We start from the raw sequence: 22,340 nt of genomic DNA, 5'->3' as shown, positions 1-22,340 counted from the left end.
AAAACGAAAAAGCGGTCGACGCCTGCCGAGAGGGTGACCGCGGAGAAGGAAGCCGTGACGAAGAAGGCCGCGACCGGTACCGAGAAGACTCAGCGAGCCGGGAGGAATGAGAAGGCGGCGCCCGCCAAGAAGTCGGCGCCGGTGAAGAAGGCCGCCGCCGCGAACGCGAAGCAGCCGGCTGCCGCCAGGAAGTCGGCGTCCGCGAAGAAGACCGCGCCCGCCAGGAAGTCGGCGTCCGCGAAGAAGACCGCGCCCGTCAAGAAGCAGGCACCCGCCAAGAAGCCCGTCGTCGCGCCGAAGAAGGCCGCCGCGGCCGTCGAGGGCGTCGCCCCGGCGAAGGCGGTCGCCGCGCAGCCGCCGCGCGGCGAGTCGCGCACCGCCCTGGTCCGCCGCGCCCGCCGGATCGACCGCGAGCTCGCCGAGGTCTACCCGTACGCCCATCCGGAGCTGGACTTCGAGAACCCGTTCCAGCTCGTCGTGGCGACGGTGCTGTCCGCCCAGACCACCGACCTGCGCGTCAACCAGACGACACCGGCCCTCTTCGCCAAGTACCCGACGCCGGAGGACCTGGCCGCCGCCAACCCGGAGGAGGTCGAGGAGATCCTCCGCCCGACCGGTTTCTTCCGGGCCAAGACCAAGTCCGTCATAGGGCTGTCCAAGGTCCTGGCGGAGGACTTCGGCGGCGAGGTCCCCGGTCGCCTCGAAGACCTCGTCAAGCTGCCCGGTGTCGGCCGCAAGACCGCCTTCGTGGTGCTCGGCAACGCCTTCGGCCGCCCCGGCATCACGGTGGACACGCACTTCCAGCGCCTGGTGCGCCGCTGGCGGTGGACCGAGGCGACCGACCCGGACAAGATCGAGGCCGCCGTCGGCGCGCTGTTCCCGAAGAGCGACTGGACAGACCTCTCCCACCACGTGATCTGGCACGGCCGCCGCATCTGCCACGCCCGCAAGCCGGCCTGCGGTGCCTGCCCCGTCGCCCCGCTGTGCCCGGCGTACGGCGAGGGGGAGACGGACCCGGAGAAGGCGGAGAAGCTGCTGAAGTACGAGAAGGGCGGCTTCCCCGGCCAGCGGCTGAATCCGCCCCGGTCGTACCTGGAGGCGGGCGGCAAACCGGCGCCGCCGCTGGGGGCCGGGTGACGGAACGATCTCGGGGGTGTCGGGCGTTGGAGTCGGCAGGGCGGGGGTGGAGATGACACGGGTGAGCGGCACGCGGGGCGCGGAGCTCAGCAAGGAGGGCCTGCCCGGCTGGCTGGACCCGGTGGCGCGGGCGGCCGAGACGGTGCGGCCCACCCAGCTCAGCCGCTTCCTGCCGCCGGCCGACGGTGCGGGCCGCCAGTCCGCCGTCCTGATCCTCTTCGGCGACGGCACGCGCGCGGACGCCGGAGAGCCCACCGGAGAGTCCATGCGCGAAGGCGCTGCCGGTCCCACGCGCTCAGGCGCGGCTGCTGATCCCGCGCGCGCAGCCGCCGCCGGAGACGGCCCGCGCGAGGTCCGGGAGAGGAAGACCGGCCGCGGCCCCGAGCTGCTGCTCATGGAGCGGGCCGGTTCCCTGCGTTCTCACCCCGGCCAGCCGGCCTTCCCGGGCGGCGCCCTCGACCCCGAGGACGGTGATCCGCGCGGTGACGGGCCCTTGCGGGCGGCCCTGCGGGAGGCCGAGGAGGAGACCGGCCTCGACCCGGCCGGCGTGCAGCTCTTCGGGGTGCTGCCCAAGCTCTACATCCCGGTCAGCGGCTTCGTCGTCACTCCCGTACTGGCCTGGTGGCGCGAACCCAGCCCGGTCGGCGTCGTCGATCCGGGGGAGACGGCGCGGGTCTTCACGGTCCCCGTGGCGGATCTCACGGACCCGGCCAACAGGGTGACCACCCTGCACCCCAGCGGCCACCGGGGCCCGGCATTCCTGGTCGAATCGGCGCTCGTGTGGGGGTTCACGGCGGGTGTCATCGACCGGTTGCTGCACTTCGCGGGCTGGGAGCGGCCGTGGGACCGGGAGAAGCAGGTCCCGCTGGACTGGCGCGCATGACAGGCTGGCCCGCGTACCGAAGACGACAAGGCGAGGCCTGAATCAGTGAACGTGCTGGACATCCTGTTGCTGCTGGCCGCTGTCTGGTTCGCGATTATCGGGTTCCGCCAGGGCTTCGTCGTCGGCATCCTCTCGGTGATCGGCTTCCTCGGCGGCGGTCTCGTCGCCGTCTACCTGCTGCCGGTCGTCTGGGACGCGCTGACGGACAACGCTGAGGTCAGCACGACCGCCGCCGTGGTCGCGGTCGTCATCGTCATCGTGTGCGCTTCCGTCGGCCAGGCCCTGACGACCCATCTGGGCAACAAGCTGCGCCGCCACATCGTGTGGTCCCCGGCGCGTGCCCTGGACGCCACCGGCGGCGCCCTGGTCAACGTCGTCGCCATGCTCCTGGTCGCCTGGCTGCTCGGCACCGCCCTCTCGCAGACCACCATGCCCACGGTGGGCACGGAGGTGCGGCGGTCCACGGTGCTCGCGGGTGTGCAGGAGGTGCTGCCGGAGGGCGCCGAAACCTGGTTCGACGGCTTCACCTCGATCCTCGCGGAGGACGGGCTGCCCCAGGTCTTCAACCCGTTCACCGACGAGGCGAGCCCCGAGGTTCCGGCGCCCGACCCGGCCCTGGCGAGCAGCCAGGTCGCCGTCACCGCCAAGCGGTCCATCGTCAAGGTCATGGGCACCGCCCCCGACTGCGGCAAGGTCCTGGAGGGCACCGGCTTCGTCTTCGGCGACCGCCGCGTCATGACCAACGCCCACGTGGTGGGCGGCGTCGACGAACCCACGGTGCAGATAGGGGGCGAGGGCCAGAAGTACGACGCGACCGTCGTCCTCTACGACTGGCGGCGCGACATCGCCGTACTGGACGTGCCGGAACTGAGCGCGCCCGCGCTGCGGTTCGCCACCGGTGACGCCGCCCGCAGCGACGGCGCGATCGTCGCTGGCTTCCCGGAGAACGGGGCGTACGACGTCCGCGCCGCGCGCGTACGCGACCGCATCACGGCCAACGGTCCGGACATCTACCACCGCGACAGCGTCCGCCGCGACGTGTACTCGCTGTTCACGACCGTCCGTCAGGGCAACTCGGGCGGCCCGCTGCTGACGCCCCGCGGCGAGGTGTACGGCGTCGTCTTCGCCAAGTCCCTGGACGACCCCGACACCGGTTACGCGCTCACCGTGGACGAGATCCGCGAGGACATCGCCAAGGGCCGCACCGCCAGCCAGCAGGTGGACAGCGACAGCTGCGCGCTCTGACCGGAGTCCCGGCGGCCGCGGTGCGTGCCGCGTACTCGCGTACGCCGGTCGCGGCGCGGGACGCCCGGGGTCATCGCGGTGCGGATCGCCCCGGGGCGATCGCGGTGCGGGTCAGGTCCGTGGATGGCGCAGGCGGGCGGATACCCAGCGGGCCCGGCGGCGCAGGATGTGCGGAATGCCCACCCGCAGGTCCGCACCCGCGAGTTGCGGGGTGCCGCCTGGTCGGTGGGTGCTGCTCGCGCCGCTCGTGGAGCGGCCGTCGCGTGCTACGTCACTGTAGTCGTGCGTCCAGCCCATACCGGGACGTCTGCCCCCGCCCGAAGGTCGATAACCACTCCCGGCGCCCCCAATTGGCGTATGCGCGGGGCAAGTGGCCGTCGATCTGACGGGCGTTCCGGTTCGTATACCGGATGGGATCGTTCGGTCACCGAACGAGACCGAATCGTATCGAACCGTCACCTGTCGGGCTCGGGATCCTTCAGCCAGTTGATCAGTTCGGTCGAGAACGCGACCGGGTCCTCTTCGTGCGGGAAGTGGCCGAGTCCGTCGAACAGCCGCCAGCGGTACGGCGCTTCGACGTACTGCCCGGATCCGGCCGCGCTGCGCGTGCGCATCACGGGGTCCAGTGAGCCGTGCAGGTGCAGGGTCGGCACGCGCACCGGGCGCTTCATCCGGCGGTAGAACTGGATGCCGTCCGGACGGGCCAGCGACCGCACCAGCCAGCGGTACGGCTCGACGGAGCAGTGCGCCGTGGAGGGGATGCACATGGCGCGGCGGTACGCCGACACCGCTTCCTCCTCCAGCATCCTCGGCCCGGCCCAGTCGTGGAGCAGCCGGCCGACCAGCGCGCCGTCGTCCGCGGTCAGTTGGCGCTCCGGGACCCACGGCCGCTGGAAGCCCCAGATGTAGGAGCCCGCCCGGCTCTGGCGGACGTCGCCGAGCATGGCCGAACGCCAGCGCCGGGGATGCGGCATGGAGGAGACCGCCAGCCGCCGCACCAGCTTGGGCCGCATCGCGGCGGCCGTCCAGGCCAGGTAGCCGCCGAGGTCGTGGCCGACCAGCGCGGCGTCCGGCTCGCCGAGCGAGCGGACCACGCCGGTGATGTCGAGCGCGAGACCGGCCGGGTCGTAGCCGCGCGGGGTGCGGTCGCTGCCGCCGACGCCGCGCAGATCCATGGCCACCGCCCGGAAACCCGCGTCGGCGAGCGCCGTCAGCTGGTGCCGCCAGGTCCACCAGAACTGCGGGAATCCGTGCAGCAGCAGCACCAGCGGCCCGTCGCCCAGCTCGGCGATGTGGAAACGGGCGCCGTTGGCCGCGACGTCCCGGTGGATCACCTCGCGCCCGCCCGGGACCTCCAGGCGTACGACCGAGGTGGGGTGCTGCGCCGAGGAGGAATGGCCCGAGGGGGAGGAGGATTGACCCGAAGGGGTGGTGGAGCCCGTCATGAGGACGAGCGTGCCACAGCCTCGATGGCTTCGGGGGACCGGTCCGCCGGCAGTTCCGGACGCGGGTGCGGCTTGGCGTTCTGCAGGACGCCCGCCGACTCCTTCACCGACGCGGCGACCTTCTGCGGGCCACGGCCCTTCTTGGCCTTCTTCAGGAAGACCACGCCGATCAGCGCCAGGAGGCCGGCGACGAGGACGTTGGCCGCGAAGGACAGCAGGAAGCAGACCGCGAGGTTCCAGCCGCTCCAGGTCCGGATGCCGTAGGCCAGGGCGAAGCTCAGCATCGGCAGCGAGAAGAGCAGGACCAGGCCCGCGGCGGACAGCGCTCCGCCGCTCGTCGCCCCGCGCTTGACGTCCTTGCGCAACTGGGCCTTGGCCAGTGCGATCTCGTCGTGCACGAGCGCCGACATTTCGGTGGTCGCCGAGGCGAACAGCTGGCCGATGCTGCGTTCGGTGCCGACCGGGCTGCCGTCGGGTGCGCTCATCGCGGTCTCCCTCTTCTACTGGCTCATCTGCGTACGGTTCCGTGGCGTCGAGGCGTCCCCGGTCCTGCCGGTCTCCCGGTCCGGCCGGGTGCGGTCCGACTGCGAACGGTCCCCTCTTTTGTACCGTCTCGTCAGATCATGCCGGACCGTCGCCCTCCTCGCCTGCCCCGCCCGTCACTTCGGCAAGCCGCGCCGACTTCATCTCTTCGGCGATCCGGCGGTGCTCGGCGGCCTTCTTCTCGTAGACGGCGGCCACGCGCAGGTGGTACTCGGGATCGTCCTGCTCGTAGATGTCCGGAATACCGCTGAGGTCGTCGTCGCGCTCCTCCTCCGCGACCATCCCCCGGTACTTCGCGTTGCGTACCTTCAGCAGCACCGTCGCCAGGGCAGCCGCGATCAGGGAGCCGGTCAGGACAGCGGCCTTGACCTGGTCCGTCATCGACCCCTCGCCCTCGAAGGCCAGCTCGCCGATGAGCAGCGAGACGGTGAACCCGATGCCGGCCAGGGTCGCCACCGCGAACACGTCGGCCCACTGCAGGTCGTCGCTGAGCGACGCGCGGGTGAAACGCGAGGTCAGCCAGGTGCCGCCGAAGATGCCCAGCGTCTTGCCGACGACGAGACCCAGCACCACGCCGAGAGTCTCCGGCTGGGTGAACACGTCGGCCAGCGCCCCGCCGGACACCGCCACTCCCGCGCTGAACAGGGCGAACAGCGGCACGGCCAGCCCCGCCGACAGCGGGCGCACCAGGTGCTCGATGCGCTCGCCGGGGGAGTGCTCCTCGCCCTCGCGGGTGTGGCAGCGCAGCATCAGGCCCATCGCGACACCGGCGATGGTGGCGTGGATGCCGCTGTTGTACATCAGGCCCCAGATCACGAGGCCGAGCGGGACGTACACGTACCAGCCGCGCACCCCGGCCCGGAGCAGCAGCCAGAAGACCACGAGGCCGACGGCCGCGCCGCCGAGCGCGGCGAAATCGAGGCCGTCCGTGAAGAAGACCGCGATGATCAGGATCGCGAACAGGTCGTCCACGACGGCGAGCGTCAGCAGGAACGCGCGCAGCGCGCTCGGCAGCGAGGTGCCGATGACGGCGAGTACGGCGAGCGCGAAGGCGATGTCGGTGGCCGTGGGCACCGCCCAGCCGGCCAGGGAGCCGCCGCCGGCGGTGGCGGTGACGGTGTAGACGAGCGCCGGTACGGCCATGCCGCACAGCGCGGCCACCACCGGGAGGGCGGCGGCCTTGGGGTCCTTGAGGTCACCGGCGACGAGTTCGCGCTTCAGCTCGATGCCGGCGACGAAGAAGAAGACCGCGAGGAGTCCGTCGGCGGCCCAGTGTGCGACCGAGAGGTTCAGCCCGAGGGCCGAGGGTCCGAAGTGGAAGTGGCTGACGCTCTCGTAGCTGTCGTGCAGCGCCGGTATGTTCACCCAGACCAGGGCCGCGATCGCGGCGACGAGCAGCAGGACGCCGCCGACGGTCTCGGTGCGCAGCGCGTCCGCGAGGTGGTTCCGCTCCGGGAGGGACAGCCGGCCGAAGGCCTTGCGGGGGGTGCGGGGCGCGGTCACGGGGAAATCCTCCGGTCGGTGGGCAGCACGGAACACGTGCCGACCAGACTTCCCGGCGCACCATGAGGGTCCTGATGATTCTCCTACGTCCTCCCAGCTTACCCGGGTCCCGGGCGCCACACAGGGCGAGGGCACCCGGCGCGTGCGCGATGCCGGGTGCCCTCGGTGTACGTGGCACGGTCGTACGTGGTTCGGTCCTCGCCGCGCGAGGCACGGTGCCCGTGGTGCGTGGTGGCTCAGTCCTCGCTGGAGGCGGCCGGGAGCTTCGTCTGGATGAGATCCATGACCGTCGAGTCCGTCAGGGTCGTGACGTCGCCGAGCTGGCGGTTCTCCGCCACGTCGCGCAGCAGGCGCCGCATGATCTTGCCGGAGCGGGTCTTCGGCAGCTCCGCCACCGGCAGGATCCGCTTCGGCTTGGCGATCGGCCCGAGCGTGGCACCGACGTGGTTGCGCAGCTCGGCGACCAGGTCCTCGCTCTCCGCCGCCGTACCGCGCAGGATCACGAAGGCCACGATGGCCTGCCCGGTCGTCTCGTCCGCCGCGCCGACCACGGCCGCCTCGGCGACCGACGGGTGGGAGACGAGGGCCGACTCGACCTCGGTGGTGGAGATGTTGTGGCCGGAGACGAGCATCACGTCGTCGACCCGGCCCAGCAGCCAGATGTCGCCGTCGTCGTCCTTCTTCGCGCCGTCGCCGGCGAAGTACTTGCCCTCGAACCGCGACCAGTACGTGTCGATGAACCGCTGGTCGTCGCCCCAGATGGTGCGCAGCATGGACGGCCACGGCTCGGTGAGGACGAGGTAGCCGCCCCCGCCGTTCGGCACCTCGTTGGCCTCGTCGTCGACGACGGTGGCGGCGATGCCGGGCAGCGGGCGCTGGGCGGAGCCCGGCTTGGCGTCGGTCACGCCCGGCAGCGGAGAGATCATCATCGCGCCGGTCTCGGTCTGCCACCAGGTGTCCACGACCGGGGTGGCGTCGGCGCCGATCGTCTTCCGGTACCAGATCCAGGCCTCCGGGTTGATCGGCTCGCCGACCGAGCCGAGGACCCGCAGGGAGGACAGGTCGAACTTCGCGGGGATGTCGTCGCCCCACTTCATGAACGTCCGGATCGCGGTGGGCGCGGTGTAGAGCGTCGTCACGCCGTACTTCTGCACGATCTCCCAGAACCGGCCCTGATGCGGGGTGTCCGGGGTGCCCTCGTACATGACCTGCGTCGCGCCGTTGGCGAGCGGGCCGTAGACGATGTACGAGTGCCCGGTGACCCAGCCGACGTCGGCGGTGCACCAGTAGACGTCGGTCTCCGGCTTGAGGTCGAAGACGGCCCAGTGGGTGTAGGCCGTCTGCGTGAGGTAGCCGCCGGAGGTATGCAGGATGCCCTTGGGCTTGCCCGTCGTACCCGACGTGTACAGGATGAACAGCGGGTGCTCCGCGTCGAACGCCTCCGGCGTGTGCGCGGCGGACTGCCGGTCGACGGTCTCGTGCCACCACTTGTCGCGGGAGTCGTCCCAGGCGACCTCCTGGCCGGTTCGGCGCACGACGAGCACGTGCTCGACGATCCCGGCGCGCTCGACGGCCTCGTCGACGGCGGGCTTGAGCGCGGAGGGCTTGCCGCGGCGGTAACCGCCGTCGGAGGTGATGACGACGCGGGCGTCGGCGTCCTGGATGCGGGTGGCGAGCGCGTCGGAGGAGAAGCCGCCGAAGACCACCGAGTGGGCGGCGCCGATCCGGGCGCAGGCCAGCATCGCGATCGCCGTCTCGGGGATCATCGGCATGTAGACGGCGACCCGGTCGCCCTTCCGCACGCCCAGCTCCAGCAGCGCGTTGGCGGCCCTGGAGACCTCGTCCTTGAGATCGGCGTAGGTGAGGGCGCGGCTGTCGCCGGGCTCGCCCTCGAAGTGGATGGCGACGCGGTCGCCGTGCCCGGCCTCGACGTGGCGGTCGACGCAGTTGTACGCGACGTTGAGCTTGCCGTCCTGGAACCACTTGGCGAACGGGGGGTTCGACCAGTCGAGCGTCTCGGTCGGCTCCTCGGCCCAGGTCAGCCGACGGGCCTGCTCGGCCCAGAAACCGAGCCGGTCGGCCTTGGCCTGTTCGTACGCCTCCGCCGTGACATTGGCGTTCGCGGCCAGGTCGGCGGGGGGTGCGAACCTGCGTTCTTCCTTGAGCAGGTTGGCCAAGGATTCGTTGCTCACGACATCTCCCTTTCTCAGGGTTGTCCGTTGTGTCCCAGGCCACAGCTCATCAGACCCGGGGGGTCGATGACAAGGGTCGACAGCCAACTGGTTTAGACCTGTCGTGGTTGCTCTGCGCGGCCCCGTCACCCGTACCCACGGACGTCGGCGGTGCCCAGTTCACCCTTTGTAACGCCGGTCACACCTCCAGGTCTCCGTGCCGGTCCGACACGCCGGTGCGCGGCATCGGCAAGGGGCCGCGCACCGGTGGGTCGGACCGGTGGCCGGCACCGGTGGGCCGGCGTCTGTGGCCGGCCACCGGTGGCCGGCGTCAGGCGGTGAGGTCGGTCTCCAGTACCCGCCTGAACACGGCCTCCCCGTCTTCCCCGGCCTCCTCGGCGAGGAGGTATGCCTGGGCCTCGCCGACGTGGAAGTACATGCCGTGCAGCTCCAGCCCCCCGTCGGCCCCGCCCGCGGCCAGCGCCCGGGACACCGACTCGTGGGCCCGCAGATGCTCCAGCTGCTGGACCACGTTGGCCAGGCAGAGCCGCTCGGCCGTGTCGGCGGCTGCGCGTCCGGCCAGCCGGGGTCCGCCGGCGCCGTCCCCGTCCCCGGGGGTGCGGGCCAGGCTCGGGAGTCCGTGCCGCAGCCACCGCTTGAGCGGCGTCTGCGCACCGCCGGGCTCGGTACTGAGCAGGGCCTGCATGGCTCCGCAGCCGGAGTGTCCGCACACGGTGATGGACCGCACCTTCAGCACGTCCACCGCGTACTCGATCGCCGCGGACACGGAGTCGTCTCCGCTCTCCTCGCCGGGCGGCGGCACGAAGTTGCCCACGTTGCGTACGACGAACAGGTCGCCGGGACCGCTGGAGGTGATCATCGACGTGACCACGCGTGAGTCGGCGCAGGTCAGGAAGAGCTGAGAGGGCTGCTGTCCCTCCCGCGCCAGCCGGGCCAGCTCTCCGCGTACGTGCGGGGCGGTGTTGCGCTGGAAGGCGCTGATGCCGCGCGCCAGATCGGTGGGGCTGCTCGTGGTGGTCCCCTCTCTCCGGCCGGCCCCGCCCGTCCCGCCGGCCAAGTCGGCCACGCCGGTCGTGTCCTGCGAGCCGGCGTCGGGCGGGGCGGTCGCGGTCGGTGGCCGTTCGCACTGGTGGTTGCGCCAGGCTGTCCAGGGGCGGCAGCGGCAGTCGTCCACCTCGACCGGTTCGGAGATCCGGATGCCGGGGCGGCGGCCGGTGATGTCGACGGAACCGCCCTGCGCGGTGTGGGTCTTCTGCCAGTCCTGCAGCGTCTCGTACGCCGCGTGGTCCATGAACGACCCGTCCAGCTCCACGACCGCGTCCGCCCCGTGGGGAACCTGGTGCAGGACGCGGCTGAGCCGCGGAACGGCGAGGAAGGTCAACTGGCCGCGCACGTGGATGTGGTGACCGCCCTGGGTCTCTTCGTGGGTGATCCGGGTCCGGGTCAGGCGGTGCAGGGCGACGCCGACGGCGACCGCGATGCCGAGGGCCACGCCTTCCAGGACGCCGAAGAAGACCACGCCGCCGGTGGTGACCGCGTAGACCAGCACTTCACGGTGGCGGGTCACCGTGCGGATGTGGTTCAGCGAGACCATCTTGAGGCCGACGGACATGACGAGGGCGGCGAGCGAGGCGAGCGGGATCAGCTCCAGGGCGGGGACCAGGAGCAGGGCGGCGATCACGACGTAACCGCCGTGCAGCATCGTGGAGTTCCGGCTGACGGCACCGGCCGCCACGTTCGCCGAGCTGCGCACGGCGACCCCGGCGATGGGCAGCCCGCCGAGTGAGCCCGAGACGATGTTGGCGGCGCCCTGCCCGAGCAGTTCGCGGTCGAGGTCGGAGCGCCGGACGCGGCCGGTCAGACCGGGGCGGGCGGCGACCAGCTTGTCCACGGCGACGGCACCCAGCAGCGACTGCACGCTGCACACGAGCGTGGTGGTGAGGACGGCGGCGACCATGCCGAGCACCGGACCGTCGGGCAGCGCGGCCAGGGCGTGGCTGCTCCACGAGGGCAGGTCCACCTTGGGCAGGCGCAGACCGGTGAGGGCGGCGAGCGCGGTGGCGGCGGCGACGGCGATCAGGGCGGCGGGCAGCTTGCCCAGCACTCGCCCGACCCGGCCCGGCAGGCGCGGCCAGAGGAAGAGGAGAGTCAGTGTCAGGGCGCTCACCGCCACGTCGGCGGGGTGCAGGTTCGCCAACTGGGCGGGAAGCGCGGCGAGGTTCTCCGGCACGGCGCTCTGCGGGGTGCCGCCGAGGACGATGTGCAGCTGGGCGACGGCGATGGTGACGCCGATACCGGCGAGCATGCCGTGCACGATGGCGGGGCTGACCGCGAGCGCCGAGCGCGCCACGCGCAGGCAGCCCAAACCGAGTTGGGCGAGACCGGCGAGAACGGTGATGGCGCAGGTCGTCCGCCATCCGTACTGCTGGATGAGGTCGGCGGTGACCACGGTGAGTCCGGCGGCGGGGCCGCTGACCTGGAGCGGGCAGCCGCCGATCCGTCCGGCGACGATGCCGCCCACCGCGGCCGCGACGAGGCCGGCCTGGAGGGGTGCGCCGGTGGCGAGGGCGATGCCCAGGGAGAGGGGGAGGGCGATCAGGAAGACCGCGATCGACGCCGACACGTCGGCGCCGGCGATGCGGAAGCGCCGGGGGCCGGGCGGCGGGCTGTGGGGTGGGTGGACGTGCTTGGTCCGGGCCGAATCGGCGGGGGCGGGGACACAGGCTGACATGGGCCGTCTCCTACAGGCTGCGACTGCGCTCAGTGATCAGTGATTGCGCTCAGTAAATAGAGAGTAATTCAGAGTAAAGAAGAGGCATAGACTTTTAGCGCGAATGGAGTAACGCCCTGGGTATTCGAGTGAACGCGTAATTTCATCGGCTTGTCGTACTAATTCCTTCTCCTTTCCGTGTCACCTTGACGGCGCTGACGGCACGTTCCGGCCCAGCACCCGACATGTCGAAACGTCGGCGTTCGGCCCGAGAGAAGGAAGAAGGTGGGCGGACATGGCCGCCACCCGCAGAATGGCCACTCGCGGGACGGCCTCCCGCGGAAAAACCTCCCGCAGGACGGCCTCTCGTAGGACGGCCGCGTGCGCCGTGGTCGCCGCGGTCTGTGCCGCGTCGCTCGCCGGTTGCGCGACCAACGGCGGCACAGGGTCCGGCGAAGGAACGCACGGGCCGCAGAAGGAGAAGGGGAAAGCGGCCCCGGCGCCGAAGAACGCGGTCCGGCTGATCGGTGACGGATCCACCGCGTACACCGGGGCCCAGCCGCACCTGCCGCGGGCCGAACGGCTCAAGCCCGGCGAGAAGCCTCCGCAGTTCGTGGTGTTCTCGTGGGACGGCGCGGGAGAGGACAGTCAGAAACTGTTCTCCCACTTCCGCGAAGTGGCCAAGGAGAACAACGCCAAGATGACGTACTTCCTGAGCGGCGTGTACATGCTGCCCAAGGAGAAGCGGGACCTGTACCAGCCGCCCCAGCACTCTCCGGGCCGCTCCGACATCGGTTTCAACGACGAGCAGGGCATCACCGACACCGCCACACAGCTGCGCCAGGCGTGGCTGGAGGGCAACGAGATCGGTACCCACTTCAACGGCCACTTCTGCGGCGCGGGCGGCGGTGTCGGCGAGTGGTCCGTCGAGGAGTGGAAGGAGGAGATCAGCCAGGCCAAGCAGTTCGTGAAGACCTGGAAGACCAACACCGGACTGAAGAACGCGGCGCCGCTGCCCTTCGACTACGACAAGGAGCTGATCGGCGCCCGCACCCCGTGTCTCGAGGGTCAGAAGAACTTCGTCAAGGCCGCCGGCGAGATGGGCTTCCGCTACGACAGCAGCGGGGTGAACAACCAGGTCTGGCCGTCGAAGAAGGAGGGCCTGTGGGACCTGTCCATGCAGCTCGTGCCGTTCCCCGGGCACTCCTACGAGCAGCTCACCATGGACTACAACTACATGGTCAACCAGTCGGGCACGGCCACCCAGGGTGACCCCGACAAGCGGGAGTTCTGGGGCGACCAGATGCGTGACAGCCTGCTCAAGGGCTTCCAGCGGGCCTACGACGGCAACCGCGCGCCGCTGATCATCGGCAACCACTTCGAGTCCTGGAACGGCGGCACCTACATGCGCGCCGTCGAGGAGGTCGTCGAGACGGTGTGCAACAAGAAGGACGTGCGCTGCGTCTCCTTCCGGCAGCTCGCCGACTGGCTCGACGCCCAGGACCCGAAGGTCCTGAAGCAGCTGCGCACCCTCGGCGTCGGCGAGGCCCCCAAGAAGGGCTGGCCGTCCTTCCTGTCGGCCGCGCCCGCCCCGGCGCCCAAGGGAGTACCCGGGGCGCCGGCCGCCAAGCAGTAGCTCAACCCCGGTCCAGCGGGATCCAGCAGAATCCAGCAGGGCCCCGGAGCGGTCACGCGGGGGCGGTGGCCTCCTCGCCGAGGACGAAACCGGGGTCGACCTGCGCCGCCAGGTCGGCCCCGGTGCGCTCGTTGCCCCAGCTCCGGGCGTTCTTCAGGTGGAAGTGGACCATCTGCCGCGTGTACCGCGGCCAGTCCCGCAGCGGGTAGGTCCCGTCGACGGCCGTGTGCAGGGCGCGCAGCGCACGGGCGTTGGCGTCCTCCAGGAGCTCGAACCGCGGCGGGCGGCCCTTCTCCATGGCGCGCACCCAGTCCGAGTGCCCGACGGTGACGAGCAGGTCCTCCCCGACCTGCTCGCGCAGGAAATCGAGGTCGTCCTGCCCCTGCACCTTGTTGCCGACGACCTTCAGGGCGACGCCGAAGTCACGGGCGTACTCCTTGTACTGGCGGTAGACGGAGACTCCCTTCCTGGTCGGCTCGGCCACGAGGAAGGTGAGGTCGAAGCGGGTGAACATGCCCGAGGCGAACGAGTCGGAGCCGGCGGTCATGTCCACCACCACGTACTCGTCGGGGCCGTCCACCAGGTGGTTGAGGCACAGCTCGACCGCGCCCGTCTTGGAGTGGTAGCAGGCGACGCCCAGATCGGCGTCGGTGAAGGGGCCCGTGACCATCAAACGGACGGTTCCGCCGTCGAGTTCCACCGGTCGGGCGCAGGCGGCGTAGACCGGGTTCTCCTCGCGCACCCGCAGCAGGCGCGAGCCCGCGCCGGGCGGGGTCGTCTTGATCATCGTCTGGGCGGAGGGGATGCGCGGGTTGGTGCCGCGCAGGTGGTCCTTGATCAGCCCGAGGTGCTCGCCCAGCGCGGGAAGTCCGGACGCCTCCGCCTCGTCGAGGCCCAGCGCGGCGCCCAGGTGCTGGTTGATGTCGGCGTCGATCGCGACGACGGGCGCGCCGGTCGCGGCGAGATGGCGGACGAACAGGGAGGACAGGGTGGTCTTGCCGCTGCCGCCCTTCCCGACGAAAGCAATTTTCATGTTCACCAAGCGTAGTGGCGCGATAGCTGTAGGTGGCAGCGGAGTCCGGTGATACGTGAGGAAGACCACTCAATCGTGGGGCGTGCCGCGCCGGTGCGTAGGGTCGTACTCATGAGTACGACAGGCGCGACCGCCGATCCGCTCGCGGCCCTGGGCGCCCTGCCCGGCGTGGCCGAGTCCGTGGAGTCCGTGCGCAAGGCCGTGGACCGGGTCTACGGTCACCGGATCATGCGGCGCCGCAGCAACGAGATCACCTCCGAGGCGGCGCTGCGCGGCGCCCGGGGCTCCGCGGCGCTGTCCGGGGCGGACTGGGCCCTGGAGGAGGTGCGCAGGCGCACCGACTTCAGCGGTGACGACGAGGCGCGCGCGGTGGGTGCTGCGCTGCGGCTGACCGCCGAGGCGGGGCAACTGCTGTCCATCTGGCGCCAGTCGCCGCTGCGGGTGCTGGCCCGGCTGCACCTCGTGGCCGCCGCGGACAAGGACGAGCGGGTGGGGCGTCCCCGTCGGGCGGGCGAGCCCGTCGACGAACCGCTCGTCGGGCTCCCGCTGCCCGACGCCGGGGAGGCGCACGGCCGGCTGGACGGCCTGGCCGCACTGGTCGCGGCGGGCGGTTCCGCGCCCGCGCTGGTGACGGCCGCCGTCGTGCACGGCGAACTCCTGACCCTGCGGCCCTTCACCTCCCACAACGGCCTCGTCGCGCGCGCGGCCGAGCGCATCGTTCTGGTCGGCAGCGGCCTGGACCCCAAGTCGGTCTGCCCGGCCGAGGTCGGATACGCGGAACTGGGCCCGGCGGCCTACCTGGAGGCGCTCGACGGCTATGTCTCCGGGACCCCGGAGGGCATGGCGGCCTGGATCGCCCACTGCGGCAGGGCGGTCGCGCTGGGCGCCCGCGAGTCCACGGCGGTCTGCGAGGCGCTCCAACGCGGCGCGGCGTAGGCGGGCGGGCGGCGCGCGCGAAGCGGGAGAAGCGGCCTCCAGGGGAAGAAATGCGGCGGTACGAACGCTCGTACCGCCGCTGGCACGACCACCGGGTTACCAGGCGTCCTCGTTGTGTCGCCCATCAGGTCGGGATCTCTGCCCGTCACCTGGTGCGGCTGGCCCGTAATCGACGGGTCGACGTCGCGTGGGTACCCGGTGTTCGTGCTCGGTCCGTGGGGCCAACTGCGTCTTTAAGGTGATCCTTTCGGATGTCCTCGGTCTCGCGGGCCGTTGATTCCTTTGTACTCCTGGCTCCGGGTAAGCGGAAGTGCCGACCGCACTTCTTTACTTTTGCACTCATACACGGGTGAAGTACGCAGACTGCTGGGTGCTGGGTGCTGGGTGCTGGGTGCTGGGTGCTGGGTGCTGGGTGCTGGGTGCTGGGTGCTGACGGCTGGGCGCCGACGGCCGGGTGCCGGTGGCCGGGTGTCAGCGGGATCGCGGGACCGGTTCAGGCCGCCGTGGGCCGCCGCCGGCTCGCGTACCAGACGAGTCCGGCGGTGGCCGCCGCGGCGCCCACCGCGGCGGCGGCGACCAGTGCCGGGCGCGGTGGTACGGGAAACCTTCGGATCCGCCGCTTCAGCCGTACCGGCCGGTGGAAGTCGAGAATCGGCCACTCGCGCGCGAGGGCCTCTCGACGCAGCGTCCGGCCCGGGTTCACCGCGTGGGGGTGGCCGACCGCCTCCAGCATGGGCAGATCGGTCGCCGAGTCGCTGTAGGCGTAGCAGCGTGAGAGGTCGTACCCCTCGGACTCGGCCAGTTCCCGGATCGCCTCCGCTTTCGTCGGGCCGTACGCGTAGTACTCCACCTCCCCGGTGAAGCACCCGTCGTCGCCCACGATCATCCGGGTCGCCACCACCCGGTCCGCCCCCAGCAGCTCGCCGATCGGCTCCACGACCTCGGCGCCCGACGTGGAGACGATCACGACGTCGCGGCCGGCCATGTGGTGCTCCTCGATCAGGGAGGCGGCCTCGTCGTAGATGATCGGGTCGATGAGGTCGTGCAGCGTCTCGGCGACCAGCTCCTTGACCAGTTGGACGTTCCAGCCGCGGCACAGCGCGGAGAGGTACTCGCGCATCCGCTCCATCTGGTCGTGGTCGGCGCCGCCGGCGAGGAACACGAACTGGGCATATGCGGTACGCAACACAGCCCTGCGGTTGATCAGCCCGCCTTGGTAGAACGACTTGCTGAACGTGAGCGTGCTCGACTTCGCAATGACCGTCTTGTCCAGGTCAAAGAACGCCGCTGTGCGGGGCATCGAGTGCGGCATGGAGTGGGGCAAGGAGTGGTTATCCACGCCCCTGAGCATAGGCGCAGCCCATTCGGCGTAAGGTGGGGCGCGTGGGTTTGCCTGAGAGGGCTCTCGGGTACACCATGGAAGTCACGGATCGTTCGCGACCGTGCTAACCCGGTCCGACTCCTCCCCCCCCCGAGTCGGCCGTGGAGACGACCCCCGCTCTCCCCCCCGGCGGGGGTCGTCGCATGTCCGGGTGCGTTTTCTCGTTCTCGTCGTGATCAGGCTCCGCGCCGTGCCGGTGCGGGGCCTTCGCGCTGTCGGAGTGCCATCTGTCACGCAGAGTAGCTGATATATCGCTCTCCGGCCTGCCGCGAATAGTGTCCTGCGCCTCGCCCGGGACCCGTCCCGAAGGCGGTCCTGGGGCGGTCGGGAGGCCGGTCGTGCGGCTGTTCCGGAGGTGTTCTCGGACGCTTTGCGGGCCGCTCCGCGGACAGTTCTGCGGGTGTCGCACACGGGGTGGAACAGGGTCTGTGCGAGTCACCGGTATGGGTGACGGCGATATTCACAACCAGCAAAGTGTCCACAGTTTCGGACCAAGATCCACACGATTTCCCGGTTCGCTGCACCGTGATTCCCATGCGCCCGGGCCGCGCCGAGTTCGACGGCCGGATCTGTTCGCCGGGCGTGCGTTGTCGGCACGGCCGCGGACTCGCGGCGAAGGGGGAAACCGACCATGTCCGAAACCATCACCCACGACCCGCCACCCGCCCCGGGAGGGCGGCAGAGCGGGCCTCTGATCGTCACCGAGGACACCGAACTCCTCGACGACCTGTTGCGCCTGTGCGCGGCGGCGGGCGCCACACCGGAGGTGCGTCACTCGGTGCCCGGGGCGGCCGGGTACCGAGCCGGGGCGGCCGGCGCCGTCGCCGGGCCATCGGCGGCGTATCCGCAGCGAGGTGGCTGGGACGCCGCGCCGCTCGTCCTCGTCGGGGACGACGCCGCGCGCCGCGTCCGGGGAGCCCTGCGGAGACGGGGAGTGGTCCTGGTGGGCCGCGACCAGGACGATCCGGGGGTCTGGCAACGCGCTGTCGAGATCGGCGCCGACCACGTGCTGATGCTCCCCGACGGCGAGCAGTGGCTGGTCGACCGCATCGCCGACGTCACCGAAGGCGTGAGCCGTCCGGCCCTCACCGTCGGTGTCATCGGCGGCCGGGGCGGCGCCGGAGCCTCCACCCTGGCCTGCGCGCTGGCCGTCACCTCCGCGCGGGAGGGGAAGCGCAGCCTGCTGGTCGACGCGGACCCGCTGGGCGGCGGCCTCGACGTGCTCCTGGGCGGCGAGACCGCCGACGGACTCAGGTGGCCGGCGTTCGCCGCCTCACGAGGGCGGGTCGGAGGCGGCGCCCTGGAGGCGTCTCTGCCCGAACTCCATTCGCTGCGGGTGCTCAGCTGGGACCGGGGCGACTGCGTCGCCGTACCGCCGCCGGCCGTACGGGCGGTGCTCGCGGCGGCCCGACGCAGGGGCGGCACGGTCGTCGTCGACCTGCCGCGCCGGATCGACGACGGTGTCGCCGAGGTCCTCTCGCAGCTCGACGTCGGGCTCCTGGTCGTCCCCGCCGAGCTGCGGGCCGTCGCGGCGGCGGGCCGGGTGGCCACCGCGGTCGGCATGGTCCTGCGCGACCTCCGTGTGGCGGTACGGGGGCCTTACGCCTCGGGGCTCGACGACCGCGAAGTGGCCCGGCTGCTCGGGCTGCCCCTGGCCGGTGAGGTGCCGGTCGAGTCCGGGCTCCTGCGCGCCACGGAGAGCAGGCGTCCACCAGGTACGTCCGCGCGTGGCCCGTTGGCGCGCTTCTGCCGGGAGTTCTGGGAGCGGGCGCTGGCCGAGACGGACGGGGTGGTGTGAGGCGATGCGGATGGTGTTGCCCGGCGCGGGCGCGGAAGGCCGCATGTCGGCAGGGGCAGGGGCAGGGGCAGGGGCAGGGGCAGGGGCGGAGACGGAGGCTGAGGCTGAGGCGGGCGCTGGGGTGAGGACTACTGCTCGCGCGGGGAGAGGGGCGTGGGCGGGTCCAGGGGCCGGGGAAGTGACGGCGGGGCTGGTGGGCCGGGTGCGTGCGGTCGGTGGCGTGAGTGTGGCGCGGCGGATCGAGGAGCGGATCGAGGAGTGGTCTGTGCTCGCGGCAGAGCCGGGCGCAGATGGCGGGGCACCTGGAGCACCCGCGGCGGGCCAGTCGGCGGGAGAGGGAGCGCGAGCGGGAGGGGATCGGGTCGGTGGAGACCCGGGGGCCTCCCATGGCCCGGAAGCCGGGGCGGCGGCCCGTGGGCCGGAGGCCGGGACGGTCCCTCGGTGGGCCTCGCCGACGCTGCGGCGGGAAGGCGACCCGGGGCGGGGTCCCTCCCGGCCTCCCGGAGGCACAGCTCCGGGGAACCACCCGGCCCCGGCTCCCGGGTTGCTGGACGGCGTACGGCGGTGGCTTGCCGCGAGTGGGGCGGAGCCCACACCGGCGCGGGTGGCGCAGGCACTGCGCGAGCAGGGCCGGGTGCTCGGTGACGCCGAGATCCTGGGCGCCGCGGAACAGCTCAGGTCGGAACTGGTCGGCAGCGGGCCACTGGAGCCGCTGCTCGCCGACGAGTCGGTCACCGACGTGCTGGTGTCCGCGCCGGACCGGGTCTGGGTGGACCGGGGCGGCGGCCTGGAACTCGCGCCGGTCTCCTTCCCGGACGTCCGGGCCGTGCGACGGCTCGCACAGCGCCTGGCCACCGTAGCCGGACGCCGGCTCGACGACGCCCGGCCGTGGGTGGACGCCAGGCTGCCCGACGGCACCCGGCTGCACGCGGTGCTGCCACCCGTCGCTGTCGGATGCACCTGTCTGTCGCTGCGGGTGGTCCGGCCGCGTGCGTTCACGCTCGAGGAGCTGACGGCGGCGGGCACCGTGCCGCCCGGCGGCGACCGCGTGCTGCGCGCACTCCTGAGGGCCAGGCTGTCCTTCCTGGTCAGCGGAGGCACGGGCACGGGCAAGACGACGCTGCTCAGCGCGCTGCTCGGGCTTGTCGGACCGGATGAGCGCATCGTGCTTGCGGAGGACTCGGCTGAGCTGCGGCCCGACCATCCGCACGTGGTCCGGCTGGAAACAAGACCGGCCAACCAGGAGGGCGCGGGCCTGGTCACCCTGGAGGACCTGGTGCGGCAGGCACTGCGGATGCGGCCGGACCGGCTGGTCGTGGGCGAGGTCCGTGGCCCCGAGGTCGTCCATCTGCTCGCCGCGCTGAACACCGGCCACGAGGGCGGGTGCGGCACGGTGCACGCCAATGCCGCCGCCGACGTTCCGGCCCGGCTGGAGGCGCTCGGCACGGCCGCCGGACTGGATCGTGCGGCCCTGCACAGCCAGCTCGCCGCAGCCCTCTCGGTCGTCCTGCACCTGGTCCGCGACCGTACCGGCAGACGCCGGATCGCCGAGGTGCACGTACTGGAGCGCGACCCGTCGGGGCTGGTCCGGACGGTACCGGCGCTGCGGTGGGGCGCGCAGGCATTCGTGGCCGAACGCGGTTGGGAACGCCTGCGGGAGCTTCTCCACGGCGAGGGACTCGCGGAGCGGACCCCCGAAGGGGAGGCGCAGAGGTGACCGGGACCGCGTGGATCGGTGAGTTGTCGACGGGCGTGGCGCTGGCGTGCGTCGGGTCGGCAGCGTGGCTGGCGGGCGGCTGGCACTCCGGGGTGCGACGGGCGCGGGCGGTGCTCGCCGAGCGGGGCACCGGGCGGGCCGGGCTCGGAGGCGGGGCCGGGCGGCCCGTGGAGCGCCGGACGACGGACGGGCTGCGGCGCGTCCGCGGCAGGTTGCGGCCCGAGTGGTGGTCCCTGGCGGCCGGGCTCGCGCTGGCCCTGGCGGGCGGCTCGGTGCTGCCTGCCGTCGCGGGGGCGGCCGGAGTGCCCGTGCTGCGGCGAACGCGGCTGGCCGCGCGGGAGAGACGGGCCAGCGAGCGCCGGCAGGACACGGTGATCGCGCTCTGCGGGACGCTCGCCGGGGAGGTCCGGGCGGGGCGACAACCCGGCGAGGCACTGATGTGCGCCGCGCGGGACTCCGGCGGGCTCGGGGACGCGCAGGCCGCGGTCCTGGCGGCGGCCCGCTTCGGCGGGGACGTCCCGGCGGCGCTCGCCGCGGCTGCCCGGCGACCGGGGGCCGAGGGGCTGGGCGGCCTCGGCGCCTGCTGGCGGGTGGCCGTCGACCAGGGCGCGGGACTGGCGGCCGGGCTCGACCGGCTGGAGGCCGCGCTCCGTGCCGAACGGGATCAGCGTTCCGACCTGCGGGCCCAGATGGCGGGTGCCCGTGCCACGGCGCTGATGCTCGCCGGCCTGCCGGTCCTCGGCCTGCTGCTGGGGGTCGCCCTCGGGTCCGACCCGCTGCACGTGCTGCTGCACACCGGAGCCGGGCTGGGCTGTCTGCTGGCCGGCGGAGTCCTGGAAGGACTGGGTGTGTGGTGGGTGACGCGGATCGTCCGCGGAGCGGAGGCGGCGTCATGACCGGCGAGGTCGTCCACAGGCTGGGGGCGGTGGTGGGGACGGTGCTCGCTGCCGTCTGGCTGGCGCGGATCTTCGGGGGTGTTCGGCGGGAGCGCACGGTACGCAGACGGCTCACCGGACTGCTGGCGTCCGAACCTGCCCGCTTGAGGCCGCGGTACGCGCGGACGTGGGCAACGGCTCGCGGCTGGCTGCCGCTACTGGGCGTGGTGGGCGCCGGGTGGGCCCTGGTCGGGGGCTTCGCCGGTGTCGCGGCGGGGCTGGTGTGCGCGGCCGCGCTGCGGTGGTGGCGGTCACGGCGCGAGGCCACCGGGGTGACGGCGGACCGGGCCGGCGCCGCGGAGGCCGCCCGTCAACTGCCGCTCGCGGCGGACCTGCTGGCGGCCTGCATCGCGGCGGGCGCGAGCCCGGTGGCCGCGGCGCGTGCGGTGGGTGAGGCGCTGGGCGGCCCCGTGGGTGAGGCGCTGGGGCGGGGCGCCGCGGAGGTGCGGCTCGGGGGTGAACCGGGCGGTGCCTGGAGCGGGCTGAGCGCGGTTCCGGGAGCAGGGCCCTTGGCACGGCTGCTGGAACGGGCCGACGTGTCGGGCCTGCCCGCCGCCGGTCCAGCCGCCCGGCTCGCGGCCCAGGCCCGAGCCGACTGGGCCCGTACGACGACGGCCAGGGCTCGCCGGGCGGCCGTGATGGTCACCGCGCCGGTGGGGCTGTGCTTCCTGCCCGCGTTCATCGCGGTGGGCGTACTGCCGGTGGTCATCGGACTGGCCGCCGGAGCACTGGGCGACGGGGGAGGTGGCGGCTGACGGAAGCGGGCGGGGCGGCGGGGCGGGTGGAACGGCACGCAGTGGCACGGCGGCACAACGGCGCAGCGGCATAGCGGCATAGCGGCGCGGCGGGGCGAGCTACCGAGGACGAGCAGATGAGCAGATGAGCAGTCGGGCAAGCAGGCAAACGAGCAGGCAGCCGGACAGGCGAACAGCCGAGCAGCGCGATGGAACTTCACGGGAGTTGCGATGAATCAGACGGTACGGGCACGGCTGAGTGCCCTGGTGTGTGGCGCACGGACGGCACTGCGGTGGCGGGCGGCGCGGCGGGACGCGGGGATGGTGACTTCCGAGTACGCGATGGGGATCGTCGCTGCGGTGGCGTTCGCCGTGGTCCTGTACAAGGTCGTGACGAGCGGCACGGTCAGCGCGGAGCTGCAGGGCATCGTGAAGCGGGCCCTCGATGCGGGGATGTGAACGGGCGGTCGGGGCGCGGGCGAGGCCGGCGGACGCCGGGGCGGTACGCCCGG

Annotated in this window: 18 protein-coding genes; 10 read left to right on the top strand and 8 right to left on the bottom strand. The window is 72.3% G+C overall.

Going from position 1 to position 22,340, the window contains the following annotated elements; translation table 11 throughout:
- Positions 1-54 precede the first annotated feature (54 nt).
- The 3 genes from nth to IG94_RS0123535 are packed head-to-tail and all read left to right on the top strand — an operon-like array spanning position 55 to position 3,265.
- Positions 55-1,137 carry an endonuclease III gene (nth, locus tag IG94_RS0123545; RefSeq protein WP_372459483.1) on the top strand — a complete coding sequence of 361 codons (1,083 nt, stop codon included), beginning with the start codon at positions 55-57 and terminating at the stop codon, positions 1,135-1,137.
- Positions 1,138-1,189: 52 nt separating this feature from the next.
- Complete coding sequence (locus IG94_RS0123540; protein ID WP_031040550.1) at positions 1,190-2,020, top strand: NUDIX hydrolase; 831 nt, start codon at positions 1,190-1,192, stop codon at positions 2,018-2,020.
- Positions 2,021-2,065: 45 nt separating this feature from the next.
- A complete protein-coding gene (locus IG94_RS0123535) occupies positions 2,066-3,265 on the top strand; it encodes a MarP family serine protease (protein ID WP_031040547.1) in 1,200 nt (399 codons plus the stop codon).
- A 111-nt stretch (positions 3,266-3,376) separates the two neighbouring features.
- Here IG94_RS0123535 and IG94_RS43625 read toward each other — a convergent pair whose 3' ends face one another.
- The 6 genes from IG94_RS43625 to IG94_RS0123510 all read right to left on the bottom strand — a co-directional run bounded on the left by IG94_RS43625 (position 3,377) and on the right by IG94_RS0123510 (position 11,679).
- Positions 3,377-3,562 carry a hypothetical protein gene (locus tag IG94_RS43625; RefSeq protein WP_078892405.1) on the bottom strand — a complete coding sequence of 62 codons (186 nt, stop codon included), beginning with the start codon at positions 3,560-3,562 and terminating at the stop codon, positions 3,377-3,379.
- Between the two features lie 158 nt (positions 3,563-3,720).
- A complete protein-coding gene (locus tag IG94_RS0123530) occupies positions 3,721-4,710 on the bottom strand; it encodes an alpha/beta fold hydrolase (RefSeq protein WP_031040544.1) in 990 nt (329 codons plus the stop codon).
- Positions 4,707-5,195 (bottom strand): phage holin family protein, encoded by a 489-nt coding sequence (locus IG94_RS0123525; RefSeq protein ID WP_031040541.1) that lies wholly within the window; start codon positions 5,193-5,195, stop codon positions 4,707-4,709. Before IG94_RS0123525 ends, IG94_RS0123530 begins: the two co-directional genes overlap by 4 nt.
- Positions 5,196-5,331: 136 nt before the next feature.
- Positions 5,332-6,756, bottom strand: coding sequence for a Na+/H+ antiporter NhaA (nhaA, locus tag IG94_RS0123520; protein WP_031040537.1), 1,425 nt, complete (start codon positions 6,754-6,756; stop codon positions 5,332-5,334).
- 236 nt (positions 6,757-6,992) lie between these two features.
- Positions 6,993-8,948 (bottom strand): acetate--CoA ligase, encoded by a 1,956-nt coding sequence (gene acs, locus IG94_RS0123515; RefSeq protein WP_031040534.1) that lies wholly within the window; start codon positions 8,946-8,948, stop codon positions 6,993-6,995.
- A gap of 310 nt (positions 8,949-9,258) precedes the next feature.
- Positions 9,259-11,679 carry a bifunctional SulP family inorganic anion transporter/carbonic anhydrase gene (locus IG94_RS0123510; RefSeq protein WP_031040530.1) on the bottom strand — a complete coding sequence of 807 codons (2,421 nt, stop codon included), beginning with the start codon at positions 11,677-11,679 and terminating at the stop codon, positions 9,259-9,261.
- Between the two features lie 292 nt (positions 11,680-11,971).
- On the opposite strand from IG94_RS0123510, the gene IG94_RS0123505 reads away from it, so the two are divergent.
- Positions 11,972-13,294, top strand: a complete 1,323-nt coding sequence (locus IG94_RS0123505; protein ID WP_052410820.1) for a polysaccharide deacetylase family protein — start codon at positions 11,972-11,974, stop codon at positions 13,292-13,294.
- Between the two features lie 52 nt (positions 13,295-13,346).
- Here the strand turns inward: IG94_RS0123505 and IG94_RS0123500 are convergent, their stop codons facing one another.
- Complete coding sequence (locus IG94_RS0123500; RefSeq protein ID WP_031040523.1) at positions 13,347-14,327, bottom strand: ATP-binding protein; 981 nt, start codon at positions 14,325-14,327, stop codon at positions 13,347-13,349.
- Positions 14,328-14,438: 111 nt separating this feature from the next.
- On the opposite strand from IG94_RS0123500, the gene IG94_RS0123495 reads away from it, so the two are divergent.
- On the top strand, positions 14,439-15,263 hold the full coding sequence (locus tag IG94_RS0123495; RefSeq protein WP_031040520.1) for a Fic family protein: 825 nt from the start codon (positions 14,439-14,441) through the stop codon (positions 15,261-15,263).
- 493 nt (positions 15,264-15,756) lie between these two features.
- On the opposite strand, the gene IG94_RS0123490 is transcribed toward IG94_RS0123495, so the two are convergent.
- Complete coding sequence (locus IG94_RS0123490; RefSeq protein ID WP_078892402.1) at positions 15,757-16,614, bottom strand: HAD family hydrolase; 858 nt, start codon at positions 16,612-16,614, stop codon at positions 15,757-15,759.
- Positions 16,615-17,275: 661 nt separating this feature from the next.
- Between IG94_RS0123490 and ssd the strand changes: the two genes are divergently transcribed.
- From ssd to IG94_RS40710, 5 genes are all read left to right on the top strand, one after another.
- Positions 17,276-18,442, top strand: a complete 1,167-nt coding sequence (ssd, locus tag IG94_RS0123485) for a septum site-determining protein Ssd (RefSeq protein ID WP_031040514.1) — start codon at positions 17,276-17,278, stop codon at positions 18,440-18,442.
- Between the two features lie 544 nt (positions 18,443-18,986).
- Positions 18,987-20,159: a TadA family conjugal transfer-associated ATPase gene (locus tag IG94_RS38820; protein ID WP_043484388.1), complete on the top strand. Its 1,173-nt coding sequence runs from the start codon at positions 18,987-18,989 to the stop codon at positions 20,157-20,159.
- Complete coding sequence (locus tag IG94_RS0123475) at positions 20,156-21,055, top strand: type II secretion system F family protein (protein WP_031040509.1); 900 nt, start codon at positions 20,156-20,158, stop codon at positions 21,053-21,055. The genes IG94_RS38820 and IG94_RS0123475 overlap by 4 nt, the downstream gene beginning before the upstream one ends.
- Positions 21,052-21,849, top strand: a complete 798-nt coding sequence (locus tag IG94_RS0123470; protein WP_031040507.1) for a type II secretion system F family protein — start codon at positions 21,052-21,054, stop codon at positions 21,847-21,849. Before IG94_RS0123475 ends, IG94_RS0123470 begins: the two co-directional genes overlap by 4 nt.
- Before the next feature lie 210 nt (positions 21,850-22,059).
- Complete coding sequence (locus IG94_RS40710; RefSeq protein ID WP_031040499.1) at positions 22,060-22,287, top strand: DUF4244 domain-containing protein; 228 nt, start codon at positions 22,060-22,062, stop codon at positions 22,285-22,287.
- Positions 22,288-22,340: the final 53 nt, after the last annotated feature.

It is taken from the genome of Streptomyces olivaceus, assembly GCF_000721235.1.
Taxonomy (GTDB): Bacteria; Actinomycetota; Actinomycetes; order Streptomycetales; family Streptomycetaceae; genus Streptomyces; species Streptomyces olivaceus.
The sequence above is the reverse complement of the archived record's forward strand: the minus strand, read 5'-3'. Positions and strand labels throughout refer to the sequence as shown.

Bases quoted from the DNA above. Each gene is read 5' to 3' on its own strand.
- IG94_RS0123540 (WP_031040550.1), top strand. From the start codon at position 1,190: ATGACACGGGTGAGCGGCACGCGGGGCGCGGAGCTCAGCAAGGAGGGC.
- IG94_RS43625 (WP_078892405.1), bottom strand. From the start codon at position 3,562: ATGGGCTGGACGCACGACTACAGTGACGTAGCACGCGACGGCCGCTCC.
- IG94_RS0123530 (WP_031040544.1), bottom strand. From the start codon at position 4,710: ATGACGGGCTCCACCACCCCTTCGGGTCAATCCTCCTCCCCCTCGGGC.
- IG94_RS0123525 (WP_031040541.1), bottom strand. From the start codon at position 5,195: ATGAGCGCACCCGACGGCAGCCCGGTCGGCACCGAACGCAGCATCGGC.
- IG94_RS0123510 (WP_031040530.1), bottom strand. From the start codon at position 11,679: ATGTCAGCCTGTGTCCCCGCCCCCGCCGATTCGGCCCGGACCAAGCAC.
- IG94_RS0123505 (WP_052410820.1), top strand. From the start codon at position 11,972: ATGGCCACTCGCGGGACGGCCTCCCGCGGAAAAACCTCCCGCAGGACG.
- IG94_RS0123500 (WP_031040523.1), bottom strand. From the start codon at position 14,327: ATGAAAATTGCTTTCGTCGGGAAGGGCGGCAGCGGCAAGACCACCCTG.
- IG94_RS0123495 (WP_031040520.1), top strand. From the start codon at position 14,439: ATGAGTACGACAGGCGCGACCGCCGATCCGCTCGCGGCCCTGGGCGCC.
- IG94_RS0123490 (WP_078892402.1), bottom strand. From the start codon at position 16,614: ATGCTCAGGGGCGTGGATAACCACTCCTTGCCCCACTCCATGCCGCAC.
- ssd (WP_031040514.1), top strand. From the start codon at position 17,276: ATGTCCGAAACCATCACCCACGACCCGCCACCCGCCCCGGGAGGGCGG.
- IG94_RS0123470 (WP_031040507.1), top strand. From the start codon at position 21,052: ATGACCGGCGAGGTCGTCCACAGGCTGGGGGCGGTGGTGGGGACGGTG.
- IG94_RS40710 (WP_031040499.1), top strand. From the start codon at position 22,060: ATGAATCAGACGGTACGGGCACGGCTGAGTGCCCTGGTGTGTGGCGCA.